This window comes from Sulfuriferula sp. AH1 (assembly GCF_002162035.1).
Lineage (GTDB): Bacteria > Pseudomonadota > Gammaproteobacteria > Burkholderiales > Sulfuriferulaceae > Sulfuriferula.
Genome location: NZ_CP021138.1, coordinates 1,011,276 through 1,026,625, shown reverse-complemented (window position 1 = coordinate 1,026,625; position 15,350 = coordinate 1,011,276). Strand labels below are relative to the sequence as shown.

Below are 15,350 nucleotides of genomic sequence, written 5' to 3'. Positions count from 1 at the left end.
GTACAATAACAATCATGTTAACTGAACGCGCACAAATACTGCTAAAAACCCTGGTCGAACGTTACATTGCCGACGGCCAGCCGGTAGGCTCGCGCACGCTGTCGCACTATTCAGCGCTGGATTTAAGCTCGGCCTCCATTCGCAATGTCATGGCTGATCTGGAAGCGATGGGACTGGTCACCAGTCCGCATACTTCCGCCGGGCGCATCCCAACGGTGCAAGGCTATCGCGTCTTTGTCGACAGCCTGATGACAGTAAAGCCGCTGGACAGCATCGAAATAGATCATCTGGAAGCCCAGTTACATACCGACGACCCGCAACGCGTGGTCACCCATGCCTCGCAATTGCTGTCGCAGCTGACTCAGTTTGCCGGTGTGGTGATGATCCCCAAACGTCGCAATGCGGCATTCCGCCAGCTCGAATTCATGCGACTTGCCGAAAAACGCGTACTGCTGATCATCGTCACCACTGACGGCGAAGTACAAAACCGCGTGCTCAGCACCGACCGTAACTACACTTCCGCAGAACTTATCCAGGCAGCACAATTGCTCAATCAGCATTATGCGGGCACCACCTTCGACAGCGTACGCCAGCGCATGCAAGCCGAGCTGAAATCGCTGCATCAGGACATTAACGGCCTGATGAATCAGGCGCTCACCGCCAGCACTGAAGCACTGACACAAAACAACGAAGGTCTGGTATTGTCCGGTGAGCGCAATTTGCTCAAAGTGGAAGCGTTTTCCAATATGGAACGCATCCGGCGGCTATTCGATTTATTCGAACAAAAAACCTCGCTGATGCAGTTGCTGGACCTGAGCCAGCAAGCCCAAGGCGTACAAATTTTCATAGGCAGCGAATCGGAAGTCATTCCGCTCGATGAATGCAGCGTCGTCACCGCACCCTATCAGGTCAATGGCGAAATCGTCGGCACGCTCGGTGTCGTCGGGCCTACCCGCATGGCTTATGAACGTGTGGTACCCATCGTCGACATCACCGCCAAACTGTTATCCAACGCCCTTTCCTTTCATTGAGCCTACATGCCCCGCTACCAGACCGAACCCAGCCATACTCACGGCACCACTGCCAAGACCGGCATATTACTGCTCAATCTGGGTACTCCGGACGCACCCAGCAAACAGGCGCTGAAACCCTATCTCAAACAGTTCCTGTCCGACCCGCGCGTGGTCGAAATCCCGCGCGCGCTGTGGTGGCTGATCCTGAACGGGATCATTCTGCAGACCCGTCCGCAAAAATCCGCAGAAAAATATGCCAGTATCTGGGATAAACGCGAAGGTTCGCCCTTACGTTTTCATACCGAGAAACAGGCCAAACTGCTGCAAGGCTGGCTAGGTCAGCGGATCAAATCGCCTTTTGTCGTCGATTACGCGATGCGCTATGGCAACCCCTCGGTAGACAGCGCACTGACCCGCATGAGCGAACAGGGGTGTGACCGCATCCTCACCATCCCGCTCTATCCGCAGTATGCCGCCAGCAGCACTGCCTCGGCACTCGATGCGGTATACCAGCATCTGCTCACCAAACGCACCCAGCCTGCGCTGCGCACCATCCGGCACTTTCATGACGATGCCGGCTACATCGCGGCACTGGCCGGCAACATCCAGCATTACTGGATGCGCAATGGCCGCCCCGACATCCTGATCATGAGTTTCCATGGCGTGCCGCGCTACACGCTGGACAAGGGCGACCCGTACCATTGTGAATGTCATAAAACCGGACGCCTGCTGGCCGAAGCGCTCGGACTGGCAAAGAATCAATATCGCGTTACCTTCCAGTCCCGTTTTGGCCGTGCCGAGTGGATCAAGCCGTATACGGCGACTACCCTGGCCGAGCTGGGCAAAGCCAAAACCCGTCGTGTCGACGTGGTCTGCCCCGGCTTCGTCGCCGACTGCCTGGAAACCCTGGAAGAAATCGCGATGGAAGTGAAAAACGAATTTCTCGCAGCGGGCGGCGGCGAATTTCATTACATACCGGCACTGAATGAAAACAGCGCCTGGATTGACGCACTCGGCGAAATGACACTAAGCAATCTGGCAGGCTGGGTAAGCGCGCAATGGGATGATGTTGCTGCGAAGAAAACGGGCGAAGACACACAACAACGCGCAGTGACACTAGGCGCAAAACAATAGACGCAATGCTTTATCAATACGTCAAAACCGCCTAAGCATTAACTGCTGCTGATCCGGAACGGTTGCATGTTTTGCACTGGGCATCCCCCGCAGGAGAAAAGTTCTGCCTTGATTATCAAGTCACCTCATATCCAGATAGCACAGCCTTATCTTGACAGGGCAACGCCGATGAAAAAAACGATTAGCAGCACACTTCCTCTGCTCGTCACGGTAAGTGTACTCACATGGCTCTCCACCCTCATGGCAGGACGTTTTGCCATACCTTATTGGGGTGAGGAGAGAATGCTGTTCGTAGCGGATATGCTAATCAGTTTCGTATTCACGCTGTGCGCCATTTTCGCCGCAGTTGCCCTGATTCGCACTCATCATTATGTAGACAGAATTACCGGACAGCTCGACGTCAAGGGTTTATGGAACTCCATGAACATGAGTCTCGTCACGAGCGGGTTTGCGTTCACGGTCGCTGTTTATGGAATGACCTCGGCCTCGAATCTGGTAGAGCTGTATCGAACCGGCGCCAACGTCTGGTACGACAAACTCTTATGGTCGATTGAGCGTCCGATCTTTGATCTGCTCCTCAGCTCGCCCCTGAACATTCCGTGGCTATGGGATGAAATTTACGTTTTATTCTGGACAAGCATGATACTGGGACTTGCGTTGTTAGTGATACACGGAAAAATGGACCGCTACCTGAATATTCTTATGGCGCTGGTCATCGCCTACTTCCTTACCCGCTCGGCGGCACTTGCGTTCCCGACCGCAGGACCGGCATTTTATCACCCCGAATTATTTCATCTGCAAGGAACGCAAAGTCAGGCATGGCAAGATGAGTTGCGCCTCTATATGACCGGCCAAATTGCCCAGTCCGGTTATTATCCGGGCACTATGGCGATGCCAAGCCTGCACGTTGGCATGACCGCTATGCTCGTATGGGCATTAGGTAAAGAATGGCGAAGCAGCTTATGGATATCCGTGCCGGGTTTTCTTCTGGCCTGGATATCGACAGTGATGCTGGGCTGGCATTACGTGCTGGACGGCGTTGGCGGAGTCGGCGTGGCCGGCTTGTCCTGTGCTGCTGCAAGCGGACTCGCGCGTTTTTTTCGAATATGGATGCCGGACTGGAAAAACAAGCCCTCGTAGCCCCCTCGACAACATGCCGGATTAAACTGGTAGCTTCATGGCTATGCCTGCCGGTAAAATTTCCGCACCACCCGCTTGCGCAGCTCCTCCAGCAGCAGCATGCCCAATGCGAAAGGCAGAATGAACAGCCAGACGCGCAGCGCAATTGGCGCAGTGCCGAAAACGTCATGACCCCATGGGGTATAGTCAATCAGCAATATCAGTAACATTTCCAGCGCCACTCCCCACAACAACAGGCGATTGCCGCCCAAACCCGTGGTGAAAATCGACAAGCGCGAGCTCCTGCACAAGAACACGTTCATCACCTGCATGACGATAATGGCACTCAGGCATGCAGTGGTGGCTTGCAGATACAGCGGATCATTGTGCGCCAGATCCTGACCGTACTGCCATCCGGCCAAGTGCAATACGAAGAAAAATGCGGCCATGGCTGCCGTCGCCTCCAGCAAGCCAAGAAACAGATAAGCACGCATCAGCAAAGGCCAGTTGATCAGCCGATCCTGCCGTGCTCTTGGCGGGCGCTGCATCACCCCCGGGCTGGGTTGTTCCACCCCCAGACCCAATGCCGGCATCAGATCCGTACCCAGATCCACTGCCAGTATCTGTATGATCGTCAGCGGCAGCGGGATCTTGAACAGTGCAAAGGCCAGATAAGGAATGAGCTCAGGGATATTGGAGGTCAGGATGTAAGTCAGAAATTTGCGGATATTGTCGAAAACCGCACGCCCTTCTTCAATCGCGCTGACGATGCTGGCGAAATTATCGTCCAGCAAGATCATATCGGCGGATGCCTTAGCCACATCGGTGCCGGCAATGCCCATGGCGATGCCGATATGCGCGCTTTTCAATGCAGGTGCGTCATTCACCCCATCGCCCGTCACCGCCACGATATGCTGTTTCTGCTTGAGAATATTGACGATACGCATTTTCTGATCGGCACGCACCCGGGCAAAAATAATTTCCGGCGCATCCAGCGTCAGCTGAAGTTGGGTCGTCGACAGTCTGGAGACCATGTCGCCGGTGAGAATGACCGGATGCTCTGTCTGCACCAGCCCTATCTCACGGGCAATGGCAGCGGCAGTAAAAGGATGGTCACCGGTAATCATGATTACCTTGATGCCGGCAGCCTCGCATTTCTGTATCGCTGCCGCCACCTCGGGACGAGGCGGATCTTCCAGGCCGACCAATCCGCTGAAAACCAGATTCTGCTCCAGCTGTTTGACATCGCCATATCCAGACGAAACTTCCCGATAGGCGAAAGCAAGTATACGCAGCCCTGCCTCTGCCATTTTATTCTGATGCTCAATCAGGCCGGCTTTCAGCTCAGGGGTAAGCGGGGCGACGCCATCAGCCAGCAGGATACTCTGGCACAGCGGCAGCACCATTTCCGGCGCACCTTTGCAATACAGCATTAACCCGTCAGGAGTCTGATGCAAGGTAGATATGCGCATACGATCGGTATCGAAGGGAATCTCGTCAATCCGCAGGTAATGCGGCTGCTCGGGCATGACACTGTGCGACATCTCCATCAGCGCAATTTCCATGGGATCGCCAAGCCAAGTTGACTTGCCGCGTTGCACAGTTTCCTGCAAATCCTGACATAAGCTCGCAGTGAGCAAGAAGTGACGATAATGCGCTGTCAATTCAGTCTGTTGCTGCAACACGTCAGGAGCATAAGCTGCATTCGCCAGAAAAACTGATTTCACCATCATCCGATTGCGTGTGAGCGTGCCCGTTTTGTCGGTGCAGATAACGGTTACCGCCCCCAGCGTTTCCACTGAAGGCAAGTGCCGGACCAGCGCATGCCGCCTGGCCATACGCTGCGTCGCCATGGCCAGCGCCAGGGTGACTGTAGGCAGCAGCCCCTCCGGCACATTCGCGACGATGATGCCGATCGCAAAAATAAAATTTTGCCAGAAAGTAAAGCCTATCGCTTCGCCGATAACAAAGAACACGACCCCAATCAGTGTTGCCAGCAATGCTACAAAGCGACTCAGTCTGGCAATTTCCAGCTGTAACGGCGACAGCGTGATCTCTGCAGTCTGGGTCAAGTGTGCAATCTTGCCGAACTCGGTACGCATGCCGGTGGCAAACACCAGCGCCCTGGCCTCCCCCGATACCAGAGAAGTGCCTGCCAGCAACACGTTTTTACTGCGAAACAGCATTTCTTCACCGGAAGCTTCCGCCTGCCGCGATTTGGCCAGCGATTCGCCGGTTATCGTCGCAGTATTGACCTTCACCCCAAACGCCTCGATCAGTCGGCAATCCGCCGGAACATTATCGCCTTGCGCCAATACCACGATATCCCCTGGCACCAGCTGTTCCGCCAATAACTGAACAAGCGCGCCATCACGCATGACCTTCACCTGTTGGGGTAACAGCTTGCGTAATGCCACCAGCGTTTTTTCTGCACGAAATTCCTGCCAGAAAGAAAACAGGCCATTCACCACAATCACACCGAGTATGGCAAACCCCAGGGTAGCCATGTCCTGGCCCGGATCATGCCATTCTGCGACAAATGCCAGTACAGCGGCCAGCAACAGAATAATTGCGAAAAAATGGGTAAAGTTTTTAAGGAAACGCAGCACCAGATGTTCGTGCGCAATGGCTTCCACCTGATTCAGACCAAACTCATGCAACCGGCGTCCAGCTTCTGCCTGAGACAGCCCATCCTCGCTGCTCTTGAGACTCGCGATAGCATCCAAAGGCGGCAACTGGTGGATTTTCATAATTGCGGGTTATTTGTCCACATCCCATTAACCGGGGGGATCCAGCGTCAACAATCTGCGACATGACGCACATCCTGAATGCGTTAAGCTTTCAATATACCAGTCATGCCCGTTTAACCACCACCGGCCGATTGGACAGCTCATTATGCTTGGCGCCGGTTGCGGGATAATGCTGCTGCAACAGCGCGCCTACCAGCGCTACCCCCTGCAGTACCGCGGCCTCATATTGACCTTGCCGCAGCAAGGATTCCATCGCCCGGCATACCTTACCCCACTCATCCGTCGCTATGCGCTGGTGTATGCCTCGATCAGCGATGATTTCGACATCCCGGTCGGCCAGCAGCAGGTAAATCAGCACGCCGTTATTGGCTTCGGTATCCCATACGCGCAAATTGGAGAAGACCTCCAGCGCGCGCTCGCGCCCACTCAGGCCACGCAGCAGCTCGGGCAGCTCCAGCGCGCCTTCGATCGCCACGCGCAATTCACCGGCATGTCGCTGTTCGGCAATATGGATAGCGGATTCGATGGCATGCATCGTCCTGGCAGGAAACGCCCGATGTACCAGCACGGGTTGATGCAGCAAATGCTTGAATATACGCAGGAATGTCATATCACCATCTCCCCGATGCACCGCCACCGCCAAAACCTCCGCCGCCCCCGCCGAACCCGCCCGAACCACCGGAGCGACCACCGCCGCCGAAACCACCCATAAACTGCATCGGATTGATCCCGGAAAGAACGAAAAAAAACACCAGCAGCGCAGCCAGCCCTGCCATCAACGCCGAACCCAGCACTAGCCACCCCAGGCCGCCCACGGCGGCGGCCGCGAGGCCGGAGCCCAGCAAACGGCCGAACACAGCGCTCAGCACCTGGCCGACAACGACTGCGGCGATCGCCATAATAAACAAGGTACCCATCGGATCGCCATTATTCTGCCGCGACTGTTTTGCCGGCGGCGGCAAAGGCTCGCCGTCAACCAGTTTGACCAGCTGGCTCACCCCGGCCTCAATGCCGCCAGCAAAGTCGTTTTGCTGAAAATGCGGAACGATGGTTTCAGCAATCACTCGCTTGGCCACAGCATCCGGAATAACACCTTCCAGACCGTAGCCAACCTCGATCCGCAATGCCCTATCGTTCTTGGCAACAAGCAGCAACGCGCCATCATCCACCCCTTTACGCCCCAGCTTCCACGCCTCCGCTACTCGCAAACTGTATTGCTCGATGGCTTCGGGCTGAGTAGTGGGCACGATGAGCACTGCGATCTGGCTGCCTTTGCGCTGCTCCAGCGCCAGCAATTGCTGCTCGATACCGGCTGCCTGGGCAGGTGTCAGGGTATTGGTAAGATCGGTTACACGTGCCTTGAGCGCAGGCACAGCTACCTCCGCCATTGCAGAGGTAAACCATGACACTGCAAGCAAGGCCAGCAGCGCAAGCAGCCAACGCTTCATAATCGGTTATTGCGCCGGGGCCGGATTAATCGGTGCGCTAAAATCGACCTTGGGCGCCTTGGAGATTTCCTTTTCGTTCTCGACCGTGAAGCTCGGTTTCACCTTGTAGCCAAACGCCATCGCAGTGAGGTTGCTCGGGAACTGTCGCACGGCGTTGTTATATACCTGCACCGCTTCAATATAGCGTTTACGCGCCACGGCGATACGGTTTTCGGTACCTTCCAGTTGCGCCTGCAGATCACGGAATACCCCATCGGCCTTCAGCTGCGGATAGTTTTCAGCCACCAGCATCAGGCGCCCCAGCGATTCGCTCATGTCGCGTTGCGCCGCCTGAAATTTGGCGAAAGCCGCGGGATCGTTGATCAGCTCCGGCGTAGCCTGAATCTGGCCGACACGGGCACGTGCGGCGGTGACCTGCGTCAGCACGTCCTTCTCATGGGAGGCGTAACCCTTGACCACATTCACCAGATTCGGCACCAGATCCGCCCGGCGCTGGTACTGATTAAGCACTTCAGCCCAGCTTGCTTTCACCTGCTCATCACTGGTCTGAAAGGTATTGTAGCCACAGCCGCTCAGACTCAAAATCAACAACAACATAAAAAATTTCATCCAGGTACGCATCGTTTTCCTCCTTGAATTCGCTATATGAAATGGCCAAATTTAGAACTGCTGGTCCAAATATTTGCTCACAATGTTCACCAGCTGCTCATCCATATTGTCAAAGAAATGATCGGCATGTGCCACCATTTCCTGTTTCGAGCCTGTCTTGCCTTGCAATGCCGTCTTACGCGCCCTGGCATTTTTCAGCACATCAGGCAGGTCATTCTCGCCATACAGATCCAATACCGGCACACCCACTTTACGGTAATCGACGCGATCAGCCATGCCGATAGCCACCCAGGCCTTGACCGCCGCATCGGGTTTGCCTGTCATATACACTGCACTCATGCGCGAACCCATACTGTGCGATACCAGGCCGATTTTGGTATAACCCTTGGCCTTAAGGAAATCCACGGCGATATTCAATCGCTGCACTGCTTCAGGGAAGGTGGCTGGATAGGCGGTAGCCTTTGCATTGCTTGCCAGCACAGGCATTTGTATCGACAGGGTAGTATAGCCCCGATCCGGCAACTGGCTGCGCAATACACCGATCAAACCCCAGTCCGGATTGACTCCCATGCCGTGCACGATTATCAGCGCCGCCCTGGCATCTTTGGCCGGCGTGTACAACGTTAAGAATTTATGTCCGTCAGGCTGCTCGAGATATACCGGATCACCTGCCACTACGCCCGGCACGACTTCATCCGCCCATTTTTTCTCGCGCGCATAATCGGCAGCAAGCGCGAAATTGCTCATCAACACCAGAGCCATCAACCATACTAAACGCTTCATCCTTCAATCCCTTCCTGATTAATATTAAAATGGGACATTCCAAACTATACATTAGCAGCCCGGCGGTAAAATAACATAACTATATTTGTCAATCACAATCAGTCCCGGCTGGCAGCCGGCTTGATCAGCAATATTCGCAGCGACCTTCCTCGATTTGCCTGATTTTATCGGTATAATGATAAATTGTTTACTGCATATTTCCCCGGATTGTCGCTCATGTTGAACATTCAAAAACTCACTACCCAATCTGCCCGGTTTCAGGCTGACTTGGATCGTTTGCTCGCCTTCGAAGGCGAACAGGATGCTGCTATCGAGCGCACTGTCGAAGACATTTTGCGTCATGTTCGCCGCGAAGGGGATGCCGCAGTTCTGGAATATACCAAACGCTTTGATCGTCTCGACGTCTCCAGCATGGCCGAACTGGAACTGCCTATCGCACGACTGCAAGGCGCGCTGGACAACTTGCCAGCCGAACAACGGGCTGCGCTGGAAACTGCCGCCAAACGCGTGCGCGATTACCACGAGCATCAGGTGATGCAGTCATGGACTTATCAGGAAGCCGACGGTACCGTTTTAGGCCAGCAGGTTACCGCACTGGACCGCGTGGGCTTGTATGTACCCGGCGGCAAGGCAGCTTATCCGTCATCGGTGCTGATGAATGCCATTCCCGCGAAGGTCGCAGGCGTGGCCGAACTGATCATGGTGGTGCCAACCCCGGACGGCGTACAGAACGAACTGGTGCTGGCCGCCGCTGCGGTAGCCGGCGTCACCCGTGTATTTACCATTGGCGGCGCGCAGGCAGTTGCCGCACTGGCTTACGGCACAGCCACCATCCCCCAGGTCGACAAGATCGTCGGGCCGGGCAACGCCTATGTCGCTGCTGCCAAGCGCCGCGTATTCGGCACGGTCGGCATCGACATGGTGGCCGGGCCTTCCGAAATCCTGATCATCTGCGACGGCAAAACCAATCCTGACTGGATCGCGATGGACCTGTTCTCGCAAGCCGAACATGACGAGCTTGCCCAATCGATACTGCTCTGCCCGGATGCGGCCTATATCGACCAGGTCGTTGCCAGCATCAATAAATTATTGCCGGACATGCCGCGCCGCGACGTGATCACGGCTTCCCTGCGCGACCGCGGCATTTTGATCACGGTACGCGATCTGGACGAAGCCGTGGCTATCGCCAATCACATCGCGCCGGAACATCTGGAACTGTCGCTCGACGAACCGGAAACATGGGCGAAGAAAATCCGCCACGCGGGTGCGATTTTCATGGGCCGCAACACGTGCGAATCGTTGGGCGATTATTGCGCCGGCCCTAATCACGTATTGCCGACCTCGCGTACTGCGCGTTTCTCCAGTCCACTGGGCGTTTACGATTTCCAGAAACGTTCCAGCCTGATTCAGGTATCGGCTGCAGGCGCGAACGTTCTGGGCAATATTGCGGCCACATTGGCTTATGGCGAAGGTCTGCAAGCGCACGCGCGCTCGGCAGAATTCCGCATGACGCAGGATTAGCCCATGAGTCGTTTCTGGAGTGCGGTCACCCACACGCTCACCCCTTACATACCGGGAGAGCAACCCAAGCTGGATAATCTGGTCAAACTCAATACCAACGAAAGCCCCTATCCGCCTAGCCCGCGGGTCACCGAGGCATTCCATGAGAACATCCCCAACCAGTTACAGCTTTATCCCGACCCCAATAGCTCGGCTTTAACACAGGCTATTGCCGATTATCATGGTGTAAGCAGCGACAATGTCTTTGTCGGCAACGGTTCCGATGAAGTGCTGGCGCATACTTTCCATGCCCTGCTCAAGCACGAGCTTCCCATACTTTTCCCGGATATCACCTATAGCTTTTATCCGGTTTACTGCCGTCTGTACCAAATAGCGCACACTGCCATCCCGCTTACCGAGACCTTCCAGATCCGGGTGAACGACTACATTCGCCCCAATGGCGGCATTATTTTCCCCAATCCCAATGCGCCGACCGGTTGCCCGGTTGCGTTGTCTGACATCGAACGCCTGTTGCAGGCGAATCCCGATTCAGTGGTGGTCATTGACGAAGCTTATGTCGATTTTGGCGCTGAATCGGCGGTGCAACTGATTAACCGGTACCCGCAATTACTGGTTGTGCACACTTTCTCAAAATCGCGCGGCTTGGCGGGTTTACGCGTCGGCTATGCCGTGGGCGACAGCGAACTGATCGCGGGGCTGACGCGGGTGAAAGACAGCTTCAATTCCTACCCGCTAGGCAAACTGGCGCAAATAGGCGCGACTGCGGCTATACAGGATCGCGACTATTTCGAGGAAACTTGCACGCACATCAAGCAGACGCGCGAACGGCTCATTGCAGATTTGACCGGGCTCGGTTTTATCGTTTTGCCATCCGCGGCGAATTTCGTGTTTGCCAGCCATCCACAACATGATGGCGCAGAGCTTACCGCCAAACTGCGAGAACGCAGCATTATCGTACGACATTTTCGCAATCCGGCCCGCATCGCACCGTTTATGCGGATTACAATAGGCACGGATGAACAATGTCATACCCTGATAACAGCATTAACTGATATATTGCAATCTAACAATTAGCCCAAATATACACATTTATCATGCGTACAGCTCAAGTCACCCGCAACACGCTGGAAACCCAGATCAGTGTTCAACTCAACCTGGATGGAACCGGCACCAGCCGTTTCAATACCGGCGTGCCGTTTCTCGACCACATGATCGACCAGATCGCACGTCACGGCGTGATGGATATAGAAATCGACGCGGCCGGCGATTTGCATATCGACGCACACCACACAGTCGAAGACATCGGCATTACGCTGGGTCAGGCCTTCGCCAAAGCGATCGGCGACAAAAAAGGAGTGCGCCGTTACGGGCATGCCTACGTGCCGCTGGACGAAGCGTTATCACGCGTAGTACTCGATTTGTCCGGCCGCCCGGGACTGGAATATCACGTCGACTTTACCCGCGCTGCGATAGGCCAGTTTGACGTGGACCTGTTCCATGAATTCTTTCAGGGCTTCATCAACCACGCTGGCGTCACCCTGCATATCGACAACCTGCGCGGTGACAACGCCCACCATCAGGCCGAAACCATATTCAAGGCATTTGGCCGCGCACTGCGCATGGCGGTGGAACCCGATCCGCGCATGGGTGGCGTGATGCCGTCTACCAAAGGTTGCTTATAATATGGCAGCAAATATCGATATCGCTGTAATTGACTACGGCATGGGTAATTTGCGTTCGGTGTCCAAAGCCCTGGAACACGTTGCCCCTGCCGCCAGCATTGTTGTTACCTCCGACCCTGAGACCATACTCAATGCCGGCCGCGTGGTATTTCCAGGGGTCGGTGCCATGGGTGACTGCATGGCCGAACTGAAGCAGCGCGGCTTGATTGACGTGGTTAAGCAGGCCGCCGCCAGCAAACCCTTTCTCGGCATCTGCCTCGGGATGCAAATGCTGTTCGAACACAGCGAAGAAGGCGATGCCACTGGATTGGGCATCTTGCCCGGACGCGTATTACGCTTCCCGGACGAAGCCATGTTCGACAATCAGAATAACCGCCTCAAAGTGCCGCATATCGGCTGGAACGAAGTGCATCAGGCAGTGCCGCACCCAATGTGGAACGGCATAGCCGACGGCAGCCGCTTTTACTTCGTGCACAGCTATTATGTGGAAGCCGGCAACCCGGATCTGGTGTCGGCATTCACGCTGTACCCTTTCCCGTTTACCTGCGCAGTTGCTGCCAACAATATTTTTGCGGTGCAATTTCACCCCGAAAAAAGCCAAACCGCCGGACTCACCTTGCTTGGCAATTTTGTGACATGGGATGGTAATATAGCGCCTAACCAGTGCGATACCTTCAATACCGAATGTTCACTATAACTTGTTTTTATTGATTTCCACTCCTTCTTATCATGCTGATTATCCCTGCTATTGACCTTAAAGACGGTCACTGTGTACGCCTTAAACAAGGTTTAATGGAAGAATCCACCGTATTCTCCGAAGATCCCGCCGAGATGGCACGGCATTGGCTGGCTCAAGGCGCAAAACGTCTGCACCTGGTCGATCTCAACGGAGCCTTTGCCGGCAAACCGGTCAATGGCAAGGCCATCAAATCCATTGTTGACGCTGTCGGCGTTGACGTTCCGGTACAACTTGGCGGCGGCATCCGCGATCTGGATACCATTTCCCGCTATCTCGACAGCGGCATACGCTATGTCATCATCGGCACCGCCGCAGTCAAAACCCCGGGGTTTTTACATGATGCCTGCAACGCTTTCCCGGGCCAGATCATCGTCGGCCTGGATGCAAAAGACGGCAAAGTGGCGGTAGATGGCTGGTCCAAACTTACTCACCATGACGTCATCGATCTGGCAAGGAAATTCCAGGATTACGGTGTGGAAGGCGTGATTTACACAGACATCGGTCGCGACGGCATGCTCTCCGGCGTCAACATCGAAGCCACAGTCAAGCTTGCACAGGCGCTCACCATTCCAGTGATTGCGAGCGGCGGCATTACCAATCTGGACGATGTACGCAAGCTGTGCGCAGTAGAACACGAAGGCATTATGGGCGCCATCACCGGACGCGCGATTTACGAAGGCACGCTGGATTTCACTGCTGCCCAGGCACTCGCCGATGAGCTGTCGGGCGCATAATGGGACTCGCTAAACGCATTATCCCCTGCCTGGATGTCAACGCCGGGCGCGTCGTCAAAGGCGTCAACTTCGTCGGCTTGCGTGACGCAGGCGATCCGGTTGAAATCGCGCGCCGTTACGACCGCGAAGGCGCTGACGAACTGACTTTTCTCGACATTACCGCCAGCTCGGATCAACGCGACCTGATTCTGCCGATCATCGAGGCCGTTGCCTCCGAAGTCTTCATACCGCTCACCGTCGGTGGTGGCGTACGCGAAGTCAACGATGTGCGCCGTCTGCTCAACGCCGGTGCGGACAAGGTCAGTATCAACACCACCGCAGTCAGCAACCCGCAAATGGTTGCCGATGCCGCTGCGCGTTTTGGCTCGCAATGCATCGTGGTGGCCATCGATGCCAAAGCCAATGCCGAAGGCCGCTGGGAAGTCTATACCCACGGCGGACGCAACGCCACCGGTCTGGATGCCGTAGAATGGGCCATCAAGATGCAGAATCTGGGTGCGGGCGAAATCCTGCTCACCAGCATGGATCGCGACGGTACCAAAAGCGGTTTCAATATCCCGCTTACCCGTGCAGTATCCGATGCAGTCGGCATTCCTGTCATCGCCAGCGGCGGTGTAGGCACCCTGCAACATCTCGCTGACGGCGTCATTCAGGGACATGCCGATGCCGTACTGGCAGCGAGCATCTTTCACTTTGGCGAATTCTCCATACACGAAGCCAAACTGCACATGCTGCAGAACGGCATAGAGGTGCGGCTATGAGCACGCAAGACAATTGGTTAAATAAAGTCAATTGGTCGAGTGACGGCCTGGTACCGGCAATCGCTCAGGATGCCGCCAGCAATGAAGTGCTGATGGTGGCGTGGATGAACCGTGACGCACTCAAGCGCACAGTCGAATCAGGCGAAGCCGTGTATTGGTCACGCTCACGCAAAAAGCTCTGGCATAAGGGCGAAGAATCCGGTCACATCCAGAAAGTTCACGAAATCCGGCTGGATTGCGATGAAGACGTCATCCTGCTGAAAATAGAACAAATAGGCGGGATCAGCTGTCATACCGGTCGGCATGACTGTTTCTTCCAGAAACTGGAGAACCATGAATGGGTAATCACCGAACCCGTATTGAAAGACCCGTCAGAGATTTATAAGCAATGAGCGATATACTAACCCGTGTAGCCGCGACCCTGGAGTCACGAAAATCCAGCGAACCTAGTTCGTCGTATGTCGCCAGCCTGTATGCCAAAGGTCTGGATGCCATACTCAAAAAAGTGGCTGAAGAAGCAGCCGAGACCATCATGGCGGCCAAGGACGGGGATAAACAGCATATCGTTTATGAAGTAGCTGATTTATGGTTCCACAGCATGATATTGCTGGCGCAGCAGGGATTGGGACCGCAGGACGTACTTAATGAGCTGGCCCGCCGCGAAGGCGTATCCGGGCATACTGAAAAGGCCGCGCGCAAGGACAATGTATGAATGATTGCATCTTTTGCAAAATCGTAGACGGTGCCTTACCCAGCAATAAAGTATATGAAGATGATGAATTGCTCGCATTTCATGACATCCATCCGATCGCCCCGGTTCATATATTAATTATTCCCAAGACACATATAGTATCTTTGTCTGAATGCGGGAATAAACATCAGAATTTGCTTGGGCGGATGTTATTATTAGCACCTGAACTTGCCCGCAAGCATGGTCTGGAGACGGGTTTTCGTACCATGATCAATACCGGGCACGGTGGTGGACAGGAAGTATTCCACCTGCATATCCACATATTTGGCGGCGGCGGCAAGCTGGCGCGTACCTAACAAGGAGCTA

General features: G+C 54.9%; 17 protein-coding genes. 12 read left to right on the top strand and 5 right to left on the bottom strand.

What is annotated here, in order from left to right; genetic code table 11:
• Positions 1 to 14 precede the first annotated feature (14 nt).
• From hrcA to CAP31_RS05350, 3 genes are all read left to right on the top strand, one after another.
• Complete coding sequence (hrcA, locus tag CAP31_RS05360) at positions 15 to 1,031, top strand: heat-inducible transcriptional repressor HrcA (protein ID WP_087446595.1); 1,017 nt, start codon at positions 15 to 17, stop codon at positions 1,029 to 1,031.
• Positions 1,032 to 1,037: 6 nt separating this feature from the next.
• On the top strand, positions 1,038 to 2,147 hold the full coding sequence (gene hemH, locus CAP31_RS05355) for a ferrochelatase (RefSeq protein WP_087446594.1): 1,110 nt from the start codon (positions 1,038 to 1,040) through the stop codon (positions 2,145 to 2,147).
• A 168-nt stretch (positions 2,148 to 2,315) separates the two neighbouring features.
• Positions 2,316 to 3,287 (top strand): phosphatase PAP2 family protein, encoded by a 972-nt coding sequence (locus tag CAP31_RS05350; RefSeq protein WP_157662659.1) that lies wholly within the window; start codon positions 2,316 to 2,318, stop codon positions 3,285 to 3,287.
• Positions 3,288 to 3,328: 41 nt separating this feature from the next.
• On the opposite strand, the gene CAP31_RS05345 is transcribed toward CAP31_RS05350, so the two are convergent.
• The 5 genes from CAP31_RS05345 to CAP31_RS05325 form a co-directional block, all read right to left on the bottom strand.
• Complete coding sequence (locus tag CAP31_RS05345; protein WP_087446592.1) at positions 3,329 to 6,016, bottom strand: cation-transporting P-type ATPase; 2,688 nt, start codon at positions 6,014 to 6,016, stop codon at positions 3,329 to 3,331.
• A 103-nt stretch (positions 6,017 to 6,119) separates the two neighbouring features.
• Complete coding sequence (locus CAP31_RS05340; protein ID WP_087446591.1) at positions 6,120 to 6,626, bottom strand: TPM domain-containing protein; 507 nt, start codon at positions 6,624 to 6,626, stop codon at positions 6,120 to 6,122.
• 1 nt (position 6,627) lies between these two features.
• Positions 6,628 to 7,464, bottom strand: coding sequence for a YgcG family protein (locus CAP31_RS05335; RefSeq protein WP_087446590.1), 837 nt, complete (start codon positions 7,462 to 7,464; stop codon positions 6,628 to 6,630).
• 6 nt (positions 7,465 to 7,470) lie between these two features.
• On the bottom strand, positions 7,471 to 8,085 hold the full coding sequence (locus CAP31_RS05330) for a LemA family protein (protein ID WP_087446589.1): 615 nt from the start codon (positions 8,083 to 8,085) through the stop codon (positions 7,471 to 7,473).
• Positions 8,086 to 8,124: 39 nt separating this feature from the next.
• The gene (locus CAP31_RS05325) at positions 8,125 to 8,856 is read right to left on the bottom strand and encodes a DUF3530 family protein (RefSeq protein ID WP_087446588.1); all 732 of its coding nucleotides are present in this window, start codon (positions 8,854 to 8,856) and stop codon (positions 8,125 to 8,127) included.
• Positions 8,857 to 9,072: 216 nt separating this feature from the next.
• Between CAP31_RS05325 and hisD the strand changes: the two genes are divergently transcribed.
• From hisD to CAP31_RS05280, 9 genes are read left to right on the top strand one after another with little or no spacing between them, the layout of a single operon-like run.
• Positions 9,073 to 10,377, top strand: coding sequence for a histidinol dehydrogenase (gene hisD, locus CAP31_RS05320; RefSeq protein ID WP_369802442.1), 1,305 nt, complete (start codon positions 9,073 to 9,075; stop codon positions 10,375 to 10,377).
• 3 nt (positions 10,378 to 10,380) lie between these two features.
• Entirely contained in the window at positions 10,381 to 11,451 is a 1,071-nt protein-coding gene (gene hisC, locus CAP31_RS05315; RefSeq protein WP_087446587.1) for a histidinol-phosphate transaminase, read from the top strand.
• 20 nt (positions 11,452 to 11,471) lie between these two features.
• Positions 11,472 to 12,059 carry an imidazoleglycerol-phosphate dehydratase HisB gene (gene hisB / locus CAP31_RS05310; protein ID WP_087446586.1) on the top strand — a complete coding sequence of 196 codons (588 nt, stop codon included), beginning with the start codon at positions 11,472 to 11,474 and terminating at the stop codon, positions 12,057 to 12,059.
• 1 nt (position 12,060) lies between these two features.
• The gene (hisH, locus tag CAP31_RS05305; RefSeq protein ID WP_087446585.1) at positions 12,061 to 12,756 is read left to right on the top strand and encodes an imidazole glycerol phosphate synthase subunit HisH; all 696 of its coding nucleotides are present in this window, start codon (positions 12,061 to 12,063) and stop codon (positions 12,754 to 12,756) included.
• Between the two features lie 32 nt (positions 12,757 to 12,788).
• Positions 12,789 to 13,532, top strand: a complete 744-nt coding sequence (gene hisA / locus CAP31_RS05300) for a 1-(5-phosphoribosyl)-5-[(5-phosphoribosylamino)methylideneamino]imidazole-4-carboxamide isomerase (protein ID WP_087446584.1) — start codon at positions 12,789 to 12,791, stop codon at positions 13,530 to 13,532.
• Positions 13,532 to 14,293, top strand: coding sequence for an imidazole glycerol phosphate synthase subunit HisF (gene hisF / locus CAP31_RS05295; protein WP_087446583.1), 762 nt, complete (start codon positions 13,532 to 13,534; stop codon positions 14,291 to 14,293). Before hisA ends, hisF begins: the two co-directional genes overlap by 1 nt.
• Complete coding sequence (gene hisI, locus CAP31_RS05290; protein WP_087446582.1) at positions 14,290 to 14,685, top strand: phosphoribosyl-AMP cyclohydrolase; 396 nt, start codon at positions 14,290 to 14,292, stop codon at positions 14,683 to 14,685. The genes hisF and hisI overlap by 4 nt, the downstream gene beginning before the upstream one ends.
• Positions 14,682 to 15,005 carry a phosphoribosyl-ATP diphosphatase gene (locus CAP31_RS05285; protein WP_087446581.1) on the top strand — a complete coding sequence of 108 codons (324 nt, stop codon included), beginning with the start codon at positions 14,682 to 14,684 and terminating at the stop codon, positions 15,003 to 15,005. The genes hisI and CAP31_RS05285 overlap by 4 nt, the downstream gene beginning before the upstream one ends.
• Positions 15,002 to 15,340, top strand: coding sequence for a histidine triad nucleotide-binding protein (locus tag CAP31_RS05280; RefSeq protein ID WP_087446580.1), 339 nt, complete (start codon positions 15,002 to 15,004; stop codon positions 15,338 to 15,340). Before CAP31_RS05285 ends, CAP31_RS05280 begins: the two co-directional genes overlap by 4 nt.
• Positions 15,341 to 15,350: the final 10 nt, after the last annotated feature.